The 13,299-nt window shown below is 71.8% G+C and carries 9 protein-coding genes and 1 pseudogene; 6 read left to right on the top strand and 4 right to left on the bottom strand.

The genetic code is table 11. The annotated features are described in order from the left end of the window. The first annotated feature begins 95 nt into the window (after positions 1 to 95). The 4 genes and pseudogenes from AMK26_RS33860 to AMK26_RS38640 form a co-directional block, all read left to right on the top strand. The gene (locus AMK26_RS33860) at positions 96 to 1,832 is read left to right on the top strand and encodes a fatty acyl-AMP ligase (RefSeq protein WP_073759825.1); all 1,737 of its coding nucleotides are present in this window, start codon (positions 96 to 98) and stop codon (positions 1,830 to 1,832) included. Then, on the top strand, positions 1,832 to 3,553 hold the full coding sequence (locus AMK26_RS33855; protein WP_073759823.1) for an acyl-CoA dehydrogenase: 1,722 nt from the start codon (positions 1,832 to 1,834) through the stop codon (positions 3,551 to 3,553). Before AMK26_RS33860 ends, AMK26_RS33855 begins: the two co-directional genes overlap by 1 nt. Positions 3,554 to 3,596: 43 nt before the next feature. Continuing rightward, a complete protein-coding gene (locus AMK26_RS33850) occupies positions 3,597 to 4,838 on the top strand; it encodes an acyltransferase domain-containing protein (protein WP_073759821.1) in 1,242 nt (413 codons plus the stop codon). A gap of 1 nt (position 4,839) precedes the next feature. After that, a pseudogene (locus AMK26_RS38640) lies at positions 4,840 to 5,559 on the top strand (4'-phosphopantetheinyl transferase family protein); the annotation flags it as partial. 108 nt (positions 5,560 to 5,667) lie between these two features. On the opposite strand, the gene AMK26_RS33840 reads toward AMK26_RS38640, so the two are convergent. The 4 genes from AMK26_RS33840 to AMK26_RS33825 all read right to left on the bottom strand — a co-directional run bounded on the left by AMK26_RS33840 (position 5,668) and on the right by AMK26_RS33825 (position 10,237). Further along, entirely contained in the window at positions 5,668 to 6,282 is a 615-nt protein-coding gene (locus AMK26_RS33840) for a response regulator transcription factor (RefSeq protein ID WP_073759949.1), read from the bottom strand. A 35-nt stretch (positions 6,283 to 6,317) separates the two neighbouring features. Next, positions 6,318 to 7,544 (bottom strand): sensor histidine kinase, encoded by a 1,227-nt coding sequence (locus AMK26_RS33835; protein ID WP_073759817.1) that lies wholly within the window; start codon positions 7,542 to 7,544, stop codon positions 6,318 to 6,320. An 87-nt stretch (positions 7,545 to 7,631) separates the two neighbouring features. Further along, positions 7,632 to 9,911, bottom strand: a complete 2,280-nt coding sequence (locus AMK26_RS33830; protein WP_073759815.1) for a TOMM precursor leader peptide-binding protein — start codon at positions 9,909 to 9,911, stop codon at positions 7,632 to 7,634. Next, on the bottom strand, positions 9,911 to 10,237 hold the full coding sequence (locus AMK26_RS33825) for a hypothetical protein (RefSeq protein ID WP_073759813.1): 327 nt from the start codon (positions 10,235 to 10,237) through the stop codon (positions 9,911 to 9,913). Before AMK26_RS33825 ends, AMK26_RS33830 begins: the two co-directional genes overlap by 1 nt. Before the next feature lie 286 nt (positions 10,238 to 10,523). Here AMK26_RS33825 and AMK26_RS33820 point away from each other — a divergent pair, with 286 nt between their 5' ends. Continuing rightward, the gene (locus AMK26_RS33820) at positions 10,524 to 11,321 is read left to right on the top strand and encodes an AfsR/SARP family transcriptional regulator (protein WP_073759811.1); all 798 of its coding nucleotides are present in this window, start codon (positions 10,524 to 10,526) and stop codon (positions 11,319 to 11,321) included. A 116-nt stretch (positions 11,322 to 11,437) separates the two neighbouring features. Then, positions 11,438 to 13,027 (top strand): acyl-CoA carboxylase subunit beta, encoded by a 1,590-nt coding sequence (locus AMK26_RS33815; protein WP_073759809.1) that lies wholly within the window; start codon positions 11,438 to 11,440, stop codon positions 13,025 to 13,027. Positions 13,028 to 13,299: the final 272 nt, after the last annotated feature.

The raw sequence follows: 13,299 nt of genomic DNA, 5'->3' as shown, positions 1-13,299 counted from the left end.
CGGTCGAGCCGCCTTCGAGCAGGCGTTCCTACCGTCCAGCCATCCGCGGCCGGCCCCCACCGGGTGACCCGCCGCACGACATCCAAGGGGGAGGCGTGACCGGTTACCGGACGTTCACCGAACGCGTCCAGGCCCGAGCGGCCGAAGCGCCGGGCCGGGAGGCGCTGGTGCTCCTGACCGAGCACAACGGACAGCTGCTGCCCGAGCAGATCGCTTACGCGGAACTGGACCGTGCCGCCCGCTCGCTCGCCGCCCGGCTGCAGACGGCGACCGCCCCGGGAGACCGCGTGGTCGTCCTGGACTCCTCCCGCAGGCTCTTCGCCACCAGCTTCCTGGCCTGCCTGTACGCGGGAGTCGTCGCCGTACCCGCGGCGCCCCCCGGCGGCCGGGGCCACCACGACGAGCGGGTCGCCGGCATCGTGAAGGACTCCACGGCCTCCTGCGTGCTCACCTCCGCGCGTGAGGCCGCCGAGGTGTCCCAGGTGCTGGCCCGCACCGGGTACGGCCATGTCACCTGCCTGCTCGCCGACGTGGCCACCGACCACGCGGAACTGACCGAGCCGGACCAGGGTCCGGACGACATCGCGTTCCTCCAGTACACCTCCGGATCCACCCGCGATCCGCGCGGCGCGGTGGTGACCCACCGCAACCTCCTGGCCAATCTCGACGCGATCGGCCGGACCTTCCGGACCCCGCCGGGAGCCCGCCTCGGCGGCTGGCTCCCCTTCCACCACGACATGGGCCTGATCGGCCAGTTGCTGTACCCACTCTGGCTGGGCGGCACCGCCGTCCTGCTCTCGCCGCTGTCGTTCCTGAAGAAGCCCGTGCGCTGGCTGGAGACCATCTCCCGGTACGGTCTGACCCTCAGCGGCGCCCCCGACTTCGCGTACGACCTCTGCGTACGGGGGGTCACCGACGAGCAGCTCGCGGACCTGGACCTGTCCTGCTGGCAGACCGCCGTCAACGGCGGGGAGCCGATCCGCCCGGAGACCGTCCAGGCGTTCGCCGAGCGCTTCGCACCGGCCGGCCTCCGCCCGGAGGCCCTGACCCCCTGCTACGGCCTGGCCGAGGCCACCCTGCTCGTGGCCGCCGCGAAGCCGGAGGTCCCCGCCGCGCGGCGGACGGTGGACGCCACCGCGCTGGAGACGCACCGGCTGCGGCCCCCGCGCCGCGGCGGCCCCGAGCGGACGGTGGCCGCCTGCGGCCGAGCCGCCTCCTGCGATCTGCGGATCGTCGACCCCATAACCCTGGAGGTCCTGCCCGACGGCCGCATAGGGGAGATCTGGGTCCGCGGCGACAGCGTCGTACGCGGCTACTGGGGCCGCCCCGCGGAGAGCTCCGTGACCTTCGGCGCGCAGACCGCCGACGGCCGGAAAGGCTTCCTGCGCACCGGGGACCTCGGAGTGGTCGAAGAGGGGCTGCTTTACGTCACCGGCCGCATGAAGGACGTGATCCTGGTGGCGGGGAGGAACCTTTACCCGCAAGATCTGGAGCGCACGGTCCAGCGGGTCAGCTCCCTGTTCGGCTCGGCCACCGCCTTCGGCGTACCCGGTGAGCGCGAACACATCGTGGTGGTGCAGGAGTTGCGGGCCCGCAGCCGGTACGACATCGATCTCGACGGACTCGCCGCCGAGGTGGAGAGCCGGCTGGCCGAGGAGTTCGAGGTGCAGACGGGCGGAGTGCTGCTGGTGCGCCCGGGGACGGTGCGCAAGACGACCAGCGGCAAGGTGGAGAGAGGCGCCATGCGGGAGTTGTTCCTGCGGGGGGAGATCCAGCCCCTGCACCAGCGGATCGGCCACGACGTGGCGCGGCTGCTGCCGGGGAACCGGTGATGGGCGGCGCCGAGGAGCGCATCGACGCCCTGGAACGCGCCTTCGGGCCGCTGGAGGACCCCGGTAACCCGCTGGGGCAGGACGCCCTGCTGCACGCCGACAGCCTGCGCACGGTGCTCCCCGAGGCGGAGAAGGTCCTGGACGACCACGGCTTCAACGCCGAGTTCGTCCCCGTGGAGCACGGCGGCCGGCTCGACCGGCTCGACGTACTGGGGCGGGTGCTGCGCCCGGTCTTCCGGCGCGACGCCTCCCTCGGCTTCGGCTACGGCCTCAACTGCTTCTTCGCCGCCACGCCGGTGTGGACCGCCGGCGACCACGCGCAGCGCGAACTGGCCGCCCGGCTGCTGCTGGAGGGCAGGCGCCTGGCCGTGGTCCGGCACGAGATGGGCCACGGCAACGACTTCCACCGCGACGAGTTCCGGGCCGTACCGACCGGCGACGGGGGATACGTCCTCAACGGCAGCAAGTCCGTCATCGCCAACGCCTCCCGGGCCGCCGGTCTGGTGGTCTTCGCCCTCACCGACCAGGACGACGCGGCCGGCCGCAGCCACTCGGTGCTCCTGCTCGACCGCGGCCGGCTGCCCGCCGACAGGATCACCGGCACCGGCCGGCACAGCACCAGCGGGATGCGCAGCGCGGAGTTCGGCGGTCTGCAGGTCACCGACTGCCCGGTGCCCGCCGAGGCGCTGATCGGCCGGCCGGGCGACGGCTACGAACTGAGCCTGCGCTCCTCGCTGGTGGTCCGCGGACTGATCCCGTCCATCGTGCTCGCCGGCGCGGACACCGCCCTGCGGACCGTGATCCGCTTCGCGGTGCGTCGCCGCCCCGACGGCCGGTCCTCGCTGGACGTCAGACACGTACGCTCCGTCCTGACCGGGGCCTTCCTCGATCTGCTCCTCAGCGACTGCCTGGCGCTGGTGGCCACCCGCGCACTGCACCTGCTGCCCCGCCAGATGAGCGCGTACGCGGCCGCCGCGGCCTATATCGCCCCAAAAATCATCACCGAGGCGATGGACGAGATGTCGGCGGTCCTCGGCGGTGAGAGCTTCGCCGAGGACGGCACGTACGGCATGTTCCAGAAGCAGCTGCGGGACCTGCCCGTGACCTCCCTCGGGCACGCCGGCAGCGCCGGGCGCCAGGTCAGCATCCTTCCGCAGCTGCCCTTCTTCGCCCGGCACGCCTGGTTCGCCGACCCCGAGCCGCCGCCCGCCCTGTTCCGGCCGGACGGCGGCCTGCCGCCGCTCGACCTCGCCGCGCCCGCGCTGCTCGGCGACGGTGATCCGCTCGCGGCGACCCTGGTGGCCTGCACCGACCGGCTGGAGACCATGGCCGTGTCCGCCCGGCACCAGGACTGCCTGGGCGCCCTGCGGTTCCTGGTCCGCCGGCTCACCACCGAACTCGACGAGCTGCGCACGCTGTTCAGCCGGATCACCCCCGGCGACCGGGCCGCCCTGGCGAGCCCGCGCAGCTTCAGCCTCGCCGACCGCTACACGCTGGTGCTGGCCGCCGCGGCCTGCCTCGGCGTCTGGCAGGAGCAGCGGGACGGCACCTTCCTGGCCGACCCGGCCTGGCCGACGGCCACCCTGTACCGCACCTGCGGGCGCCTGGGGCTGCCGCTGCCCGACCGGCCGGAGGAGAGCGAGCGGCGGGTCCTCGCCGAGGCGCTGGCCCGGCTGTCCGGGCGGCGCAGCTACGACCTGTACGGCTCGGCACTGGCCTGACGACCCAGGCGGTACCCGCCCGAACCGAGGAAAGGGACAGACCATGTCCGAACAGCATCCGGACCCGTCCGAGCAGGCCTACGCCGCGTGGCTGAGGGAGCGCCTGGAGCGCTACCGGGGCGGGCCCGTGGACGAGGACGTACCCCTGACCTCGCAAGGGCTGGACTCCGTCGCCGCGCTCAACCTGTACGGGGACATCGAGGAGGAGTTCGGGCCGCTGCTCGACCCCACCGACCTGTGGGAGTACCCGACCGTGTCGGCCCTGGCCCGCTGCCTGGCCTCGCGTGACACCCACCCCGGCAGCCTCAACCAGGTCCGGGCCGCGTTCGTCTTCGCCGGCCAGGGCGCCCAGCACCCGTTCATGGCCGCGGGGCTCTACCGGGAGCACACGGCGTACCGGACCCATCTGAACGAGGCGTGCGAGGCGCTGCTGCCCTACACCGGCCTGTCGGTGGTGGACATGATGCTCGGCGGGGACCTGCGCATCCACCGGACGGCCTTCACCCAGCCCGCCGTGTTCGCCGTGGAGTACGCCATGGGCCGCTGCCTGGAGGACGCCGGGGTCCTCCCGGTGGCCGTACTGGGCCACGGCATCGGCGAGTTCGCCGCGGCCACCGTCGCCGGCGCCCTCACCCTGGACGATGCCGCGAAGCTGGTGGCGCTGCGCGGCGCGTTCATGCAGTACCTGCCCTCGGGCGGCGGGATGATGGCCACCTGCGCCACCCCGGAGGAGGCCGCGCGGCTGATGCGGAACGAGCCGGGCGTCGGCATCGGCGCGGTCAACGCCGCCCGCGCGACCGTGCTGTCCGGTGACGACGCCGGACTGGAACGCATCCGGGCCGCCCTCGAGGCCCGGGGGATCGCCTGCCGCCGGCTGGCCGTGACCCACGCCTTCCACTCCCCGCAGATGGAGCCGATGGTGCCCCGGTTCGAGGCGGTGGCCAGGCGGCTGCCCGGCACGGCCGCCCGCGTCCCGTTCTACTCCACGGTGCGCGGCCGGTTCACCACCGAACCGCTCTACGGTCCGTACTGGGCCGAGCACATCACCGCGCCGGTGCGGTTCGCCGAGACCGCCCGGCTGCTGCTCGACCAGCAGACCCCGACCCATGTGGTGGAGATCGGCCCGCGCACCATCCTCACCCCGTTCGTCCGGCGGATGGGAGGCACCGCGGGACCGGTCTGCCTCAGCGCCTGCCGCGGTCCGCAGACCGGGGCGCTGCACTTCGCGGACATGCTGGTCGAGCTGGGCGCCAGCCCGTTCGCCTCGTCGTTCGCGGGGGCGTGAGATGACGGGCCACGCCGCGGCGGTCGGGACACCGCTGCGGGTCCGGGCCGTCGACGGCCCCTGGGAGGAGGCGTACGGGCAGCTGACCCGTACCGGGACGGTGGTCGTCCACGGCTGGCTGGACGACTGGCTGCCCGGCTCCATGCCGCCCGAGCGGCTGCGCGGACTGCTCGGCCGGGACTGGCACCGCTACCAGAGCTTCGCCCAGCCCCGGCTGCGGGAACGGTTCGCCGCCTCCCGCCTGCTCCTGCGCCGCGCGGCGGCCATGGCCATCGAGACGGAGGCGGAGCTGGTCGATCTGGCCTATCTCCAGGGCGGCAGGCCGTATGTGCGCGGCTGCGACCAGATCGACGTCAGCCTCAGCCACACCGAGGAGCTGATCGTCGTCGGGATCACCCGCAGCGGCCGGCTGGGCGTGGACGTCGAGCGCGCCGACCGCAGACTGTCGGGCACCGGTTCCGAGTCGCAGGCCCTCACGCCGTACGAGCGGGCACAGCTGGACGCCGGCGGAGACGCCGCACGCAACGACGGCATGGTCCGCCTGTGGACGCTGAAGGAGGCGTACAGCAAGGCGCTGGGCACCGGACTGCGGTTCCGCTTCACCGAGTTCGGCTTCCGCCTGGAGGACGGCGGCGGGGCGCGGCTGGTCAGGCCGGACGGCACCCCGGTGACCAGTACGGGTGTCTGGTCGTTCCGGACCTTCGGGGTCGGCGGACGCTATGTGGTGAGTGTGGCCGTGCACGACACCGGATTCGGCGCGGTGCGGGACCTGTCGGTCGGCACCACCCTGGATAAAGGTTTCCTCGACGTCCTGCTCGGCGGACCGGGGTCAGGGTATCCAGCCGGCCTCTTCGGCGATCCGTACGGCGTCGATGCGGTTGCGGGCCCCGAGCTTGCTGACGATGGCCGTCAGGTAGTTGCGGACGGTGCCCTTGGAGAGGAACAGGCACCCGGCGATCTCGGCGGCGTCCGCGCCCCCGGCGGCCAGGCGTAGCACCTCCACCTCCCGGGGCGAGAGCGGGTTCTCGGGGGAGTCCCAGGCCGTCAGGGCCAGCTGCGGGTCGACCACGCGCCGGCCCGCGGCCACCGACCGTACGGCCATGGCGAGCTGGTCCGACGGCGAGTCCTTCAGCAGGAAACCGGTGACCTGGAGGGCCAGGGCTCTGCGCAGTGTGCCCGGGCGGCCCAGACTGGTCAGGATCAGGGTCCGGCAGCTGGGCAGCTGCTCGCGCAGCCTGCCGGCGGCGGTGAGCCCGTCCATGCCGGGCAGGTCGATGTCGATGACGGCCACATCGGGGCGCGACGCCAGAGCCACCTCCACGATCTTGTCCCCCCGGTCGACCGAGGCCACCACCTTCAGATCGGCTTCCAGTTCCAGCAGCGCGATGAGTGCACCCCGGATCATGTGCACGTCTTCGGCGAGCAGGATCTTCACATCCAGCAACGTCAGTCCCCCCACCCATCGTTCCCGCGGTCAGATCATGCCGCGGCACCGCCCAGACTCACGGCCGGCCCTCCCCCGGCCGTCTCGTTGCCACACGGCCTCAAGGGTGCCGTGACCTCAAGGTGGAAGCAGCCGTCCTCACGTACTCCGGCGTCGAGACGCCCGCCGACGGCCTCCGTCCGCGTACGCAGATTGTTCAGTCCGCTTCCGCTGTGCAGCGGGGGGACCCCGTTCCGGTCCTGCTCGCCCACGCCGTCGTTGACCAGTGAGAGGCGTACCGTCTCCCCGTCCACGGCTGCCGCGATCCGGCACGTCTGCACCTTGCTGTGGCGCAGGACATTGGTGACGCCTTCGCGCAGCGCGGTGGCGAGCACCGTGTCCACCAGGGGGTGCAGCCGGCCGTGGTCCATCGCCAGCTCCACCCGGATGTCTGCGGCCTGAAGGATGCCGACCGCCGACTCCGCCTCGCCCCGCAGCGACATCTCCCGGTAGCCGCTGGCGACCAGCCGCACATCGGCGAGCGCCTGCCGGGCGACCTCCAGCAGCCCGGAGGTCTCCTGGCGGGCCTGCCCGGGTCTGGTGAGGATCAGCCGGTGGATCAGCTCACCCTTGAGGGTGAGCGCGGACAGGCTGTACCCGAGCAGGTCGTGCAGGTCCCGGGAGAACCGCAGCCGCTCCTGGGTGACGGCCATCCGCGCCAGCTCGGCCCGCGACGAGTGGACCTCGTCGACCAGGTCGGCGAGCTTGGTGAAGCCGTAGATGACCAGGGCGGAGAGGATGGTCGACTGGACGAGGTACACGATGTACAGCACGTCCGGCGCCGACCGGACGGCGAACGCCACCGAGGTGGCCACGCACAGCGCGAACAGGCTCAGCCCCGCCCGGCGGGGCAGCAACAGCAGCAGGGAACCGGCCAGGCACCCCCACATCGAGCCCCAGGTGAACTCGAAGGCGAGCGGGGGCACGAAGGTGGCGGCGGCCTGCACCCCCAGCGTCGCGGCCCTGACCTTCAGCGGCCACCTGCGTGCGCCGCGAGAGGAGTGCAGGAACTGCAGGACGCCGATGACGGCGATGCACACGAGAAACACGACCAGCTTCAACGTGCCGGGTTTCTCGGACACCATGTTCGTGACCAGGATGAGCACGAAGCACATCACCGCGAAGACGGTGATGCCCCGCGCCAGGCGAGGAGCGGGTATCTCGCCGGCGTAAGCGCGGCCGGTCGAGACATCCGCTCTGCCTCCGCCCGATGCAGCGTTCACGTACTGACTCCTCGACACAGACGTGGAATGGCGCAAAGCCTAAGCCCAACCTCCCGGTGGAGCCACCTGCCTGAGTGGTCGTCATGTTCAAGTGAACAGCGGAATCGGGTTCAGCTCTTCGTACGACCGTGGAGCGCTGAGGTGACCGAGAGTGACCGGAACGTCGTAGAGGCGCCCGGGGCCGAACCGTGTCCAGAAGTGGCGCATTCCGGGAACGATCACCTTCACCACGGGAATCGCGACGTCAGGCCGTGTCTGATCGAGTACGAGCAACTCCATGGCGTGAGCACGGACCAGGGCCTTGCACGCCTCCACGTCATCCCGCAGATCCGATCGCGGTACGTAGTCGAAATCGCGCGGCGCACGCGAGGCGGTGGCCGGATCTGCCGTGAGGTACGGCTGATTCCGTACGGTTGCCGTCCTCCACCAGGACACCAGCTCGGGCTCGGAGAGGGCGTACCCGCCGCCGTCCGCCGTGGCCAGGGCCACCGCCGGGAGGAACTGCCCCATTTCGGTGATCGCGCGGCGCAGCGCGATGCGCGGGTCGAAATGGGCGCCGAAGCCGAGGACGATGTCCTCGGTGGGCTTGTCGATCCGCCGCGACAGGGCTGCCATGACCGGAATCCCCAGGTCCGACGTGAGGTCGAGGGCCCATACGCGCCGGTTGACCCGGCCGTACGCGTCCCGGATGTCGGCCAGCCACGGCTGGTCGAACGCGTCCAGATCGACCCCCGGCTGCCGGGTGCGGTTGTACCACCACACGGCGACCGCGTCCCGCTCCACCAGTTCCAGGAACCCCTGCACGACGGCGTCCTCGACGCTGCTGCCGGCCGCGTTGCCGTTGGAGTCGGCCCACGGCGTCGACGCCGAGGCGTCCCGGTCATGGCCGAAATAGAGCATGGAGGTGGGCAGCATCCGGTGGACGCCCGCGGTGAATGACCACACCGGGGTCCAGTCGACCGGCCGGTCGACCGGAAAGGGCGCGCTCACCTGGTGGAAGGCCGAGTGGGTGGCGTTCCACCGCTCGCGGTCCCGGAACTGCCGCTCGTCGAACAGCTGGCAGTCGTTCGGGTGGACGGCGTCGCCGCCCAGACCGAGCAGCGTGTCGCGCACCGTCGGCTCATCGCCCTGCCAGGTCGCGCTGTACCGTTCGGCCGCCTCGCACAGGGCGCCGGTCCGGGCCTCGGTGGCGGTGACGCCCTTGCCGCCGCTCAGGCTGCGCAGTCCGCCTCGTACCTCGGCGAGAGTCGTGCAGCGCAGCGCGAGGTTCCGCCCCGAGATGTACGCGTTGAGGCCCTCGGGGAGCCTGTGGTCACGCACGATCTCGCCCACGATGCCGGTGATCGGGCTGATCAGGTGCTCGTACCGGGCGAGCATCTCGTGCGGGGTGAGGGCGCGGTGGCCGCCGCTCAGTGTGGCCTTGGGACGGGAACGAACGGTGAGCGGCCGGCGTACCTGCTGCCGGACCAGTCCGGTGTCCCCGCACTCCCTGCACTGCGGCCGCTGCCGGACCGGGTGGGTCCGGGACCGGAGGGTCAGCGTGTCCAGGCTGCACAGGCCCTTGGTGATGTCACCGCGGGCCCCGGCCAGCCACTTCGCCGTCTCCAGCACCGCCAGTTGCAGGCCGATGGTGCGCCCCGCGGCCAGTGAGGCCGCGGGGCGTCGTACCGGTTCCGTGCTGCCGATCGCCCGTTGTGCCGGGACCTCGGCGGTCCGGTGGGCCCGCAGACGATGCGCCAGACAGGACCAGCACGGCCCCGCGCCGGGGGTGAAGACAGGGCCGACCCAGGGGGTGGTCCCGTACGGTTTGGCCAGCAGCCACGGCCGCCCCGCGGCGCGGTGCAACGCGTCCACGGCGGCCAGGCCGGGTGCCAGGTAGTCGTCGCACAGGACGAGGGTCAGCGCGGCTTCGTCGTCCTCCTCGCTGACGATCACCCCGCTCTCACGGCAGGCGTGCCGGGCCGCCCCGACGTCCGCCTGGCCTACCGCGACGAGCCTCACCCGGCCCTGGGACAGGGCCCTGGACGCGCCGTCCCCGTCGAGGCCCATCAGATCCCAGTACGCCGAAGCGGCCTGGTCACAGGGCCCGGTGGGCTGCGAGTCGTAGTACCGGATCAGCGCCGTCTTCGCCAGCTTGGCCAGGATCCGCCCGGTGGACACCGGAGGCACCAGGGGCTCCGCCTCCCTGATCACGCCGGGCAGCGTCCGGGTGCCGTCCAGCAGCGGCGCCAGTACCTCGACGGCCTGCCCCCGCAGCACTTTCACGCCGTGTTCGGAGAGCAGGTACACCCCCTCACCCGGAACCACCTCGACACGCAGGTGGCGCTTGAAGCCGACCAGGGGCGCCGCGGACAACGGGAGGCCCATCAGAGGGCGCGCGGGGCGTCGGCCCAGCACTCCCGGGGCCAGCAACTGAGCACCATGGCCTCGGGTCCGGAGGAGCCCAGGTCCTCGATCACCACGGGCGCGTCCAGGTACACCGGTTCGGAGGCGGAGAGCCCGAACTCCGCCAGCAGGGCGACCGGGTCCGTCATCCCCGGTTCCGCGTACGCGGATTCGGACGCCGACATTCCGAAGGCGCAGAGCACGCTGATAGGGTCGTCGGCGTAGTTCTGGGCGAGTTCCGACTCCAGCCCGGTACGCGCGGCCAGCAGTGCGAAACGGTGCGTTTCCTCGGTGAACGTGCTGGTCACCGGCGCGGTTCTGAGGCCGTGGGAAGCTGCTCTGACATTCATGGAATCCCCTCCAGTGTCGGACGTGCTCGCGTTCGACCATTCGCTGGGGAGGATTGTGGGGCTCCTTCGACACAGCATCACAGTGCTTCAGTCACCATCCGGGTATGACATTTTCATGAACCGGTTCATGACGCTCTCACTGTGACTCCACCGCTCCTGATGCCAGGCTCATATGACGCTCGGGAACCAGCCGTCGGCACCCACCGCCGGCGGACCGACCGGCGCAGAGCGAAAGGGGAGCGAGATGGAGATCAAAGTACTGGGGCCGCTCACGGCACACGAGCACGGCCAGTCCGTCGTGCCGACGGCCGCCAAACCGAGGCAGATACTCGCCCTGCTCGCGCTGCGGGCCGACCACGTCGTCACGGTGCCGATGCTGATGGAGGAGATCTGGGGCGAGGACGTGCCGCGCAGCGCGGCCACCACGCTGCAGACCTACATCCTCCAACTGCGCCGCAAGCTCGCCATGGCACTCGACGGCGACCCGACCCGCAGAGCCAAGGACGTGCTGGTCACCCGGCACGGCGGGTACCTGCTGAACCTCCAGCCGGGCAATGTGGACGTCCGCGAGTTCGAGGCGCTGGCCGCGTCCGGGCGGGCCGCCTACGACGCGGGGGACCACCGCGCGGCCTCCGAGCTGATCGGCGCCGCCCTCGCCCTGTGGCAGGGACCGGCCCTGGTCGACGTACGGATCGGCACCGTGCTGGAGCTGGAGGTGCTGCGGCTGACCGAGGAGCAGATGGCCTGCCTGGAGCGGCGTATCGACGCCGACCTGCGGCTGGGCCGGCACACCGAGATCGTGCCCGAGCTGCAGGTCCTGGTGGCCCGCCACCCGATGCACGAGAACTTCTGCGCCCAGCTCATGACGGCGCTGCACCGCGCGGGCGGGTCCTGGCGCGCGCTGGAGGCGTACCAGAGGCTGCGCGGCACGCTCAGCGACGAACTGGGCCTGGACCCCTCACCCAAGCTGCAGCGCCTGCACCAGGCCGTGCTGTCCGCGGACCCGGCGCTCGACTTCGAGGTCGCCGTGGCCGCACGCTGACGGGCCGCGGCGGGTTCCCGGGGCCCCCGCCCGGGACCCCGCCCATCCCGTGCGGTCCGGCCGGTCCCGAAGACCGGCCCTAGCCGCGTTCGAGGTGCCGTTCCTAGGTTCGCCCGATGACGATCCTGGACGACCTCAAGGTCGCTGCACCCGAACCCGATCTGCGCCGGGCGAGCGCGGAACTGCTGCGGCTCAAGGAGGAGGTCGGGCGCGGACCCGACCCCGAAGCCACCCGCAGACAGCACGCCAAGGGCAAGCTCACCGCCCGCGAACGGCTTGAACTCCTCTTCGACGAGGGCACGTTCAGCGAGATAGAGCCGCTGCGCCGGCACCGTGCCAGCGGCTTCGGCCTGGAGGCGAAGAAGCCGCACGGCGACGGTGTCGTGATCGGCTGGGGCACGGTCCACGGACGGACCGTCTTCGCGTACGCCCATGACTTCCGCGTCTTCGGCGGTGCCCTGGGCGAGGCGCACGCCGCCAAGATCCATAAGATCATGGACCTCGCCGAGGCGGGTGGCGCCCCCCTGGTCAGCCTCAACGACGGCGCCGGCGCCCGCATTCAGGAGGGCGTCTCGGCCCTCGCCGGCTACGGCGGCATCTTCCGCCGCAACGTCGCCTCCTCAGGGGTGATCCCGCAGATCAGCGTGATGCTGGGCCCGTGCGCCGGCGGCGCGGCGTACTCGCCGGCCCTGACCGACTTCGTCTTCATGGTGCGCGAGACCGCGCAGATGTTCATCACGGGCCCGGACGTGGTCCGCGCGGTCACCGGCGAGCAGATCACCCAGAACGGCCTCGGCGGCGCCGATGTGCACGCCGAGACCTCCGGCGTCGCACACTTCGCGTACGACGACGAGGCCTCGTGCCTGGAGGACGTGCGCTACCTGCTGTCCCTCCTGCCGTCCAACAACCGGGAGATGCCCCCCGCCGAGCGCTCCGGCGACCCGGCCGACCGGCGCACCGACGCCCTGGCGGACCTGGTGCCGGCCGACCCCTCGCGGGCCTATGACGTCCGCGGGGTCATCGAGGAACTCGTCGACGACGGGGAGTACTTCGAGGTCCACGAGGGCTGGGCGAAGAACGTGGTGTGCGCCCTGGCCCGGCTCGACGGCCACCCCGTCGGCATCGTCGCCAACCAGCCGTCCGTGCTCGCCGGCGTACTGGACATCCACGCCTCGGAGAAGGCCGCGCGGTTCGTCTCCACCTGCGACTCCTTCAACATCCCGCTGGTGACCCTCGTCGACGTACCCGGCTTCATGCCCGGCGTGGACCAGGAGCACGACGGGATCATCCGGCACGGCGCCAAACTGCTGTACGCGTACTGCAACGCCACCGTGCCGCGCATCTCGCTGGTACTGCGCAAGGCGTACGGCGGCGCGTACATCGTGATGGACTCCCGCTCCATCGGGGCGGACCTCAGCTACGCCTGGCCCACCAACGAGATCGCGGTCATGGGCGCCGAGGGCGCGGCGAACGTCATCTTCCGGCGTGAAATCGCCGCCTCGGACCACCCCGACGCCACCAGGGCGGCCCTGGTGGCCCAGTACAAGGCCGAGCTGATGCACCCGTACTACGCGGCCGAGCGCGGCCTCGTGGACGACGTCGTGGAACCCGGTGACACCCGCCGGGTGCTGATCCGCTCCCTGGACATGCTGCGGGGCAAGCACGCCGAAGTGCCCTCCCGGAAGCACGGAAATGTCCCGACATGACCGGACGGAATCGGCGTTCGAGCCCCGTACGAGCGCCTGTCGAGGCCCCGGACGTTCCATGACGTCACCGGAAGCGGCGGTACGCCACAAGCGGACGGTCGCCCGGACGGCCGCCGGGGCGGGGAGGAAGACCCCGAACCGCCCCGGCCGCCGAGGCACCGGCGGCAAACCGAGGTGAGGCTCCGGCAGCAGCGAACAGAACCAGACACACCGGCCTACAGAGGGGGACGCACAGTGGCCCGCACAGTTCCGTCCGGCACCCGCCCACAGAG

The sequence above is a fragment of the Streptomyces sp. CB03234 genome, assembly GCF_001905885.1.
Classification (GTDB): Bacteria; Actinomycetota; Actinomycetes; order Streptomycetales; family Streptomycetaceae; genus Streptomyces.
The sequence above is the reverse complement of the archived record's forward strand: the minus strand, read 5'-3'. Positions and strand labels throughout refer to the sequence as shown.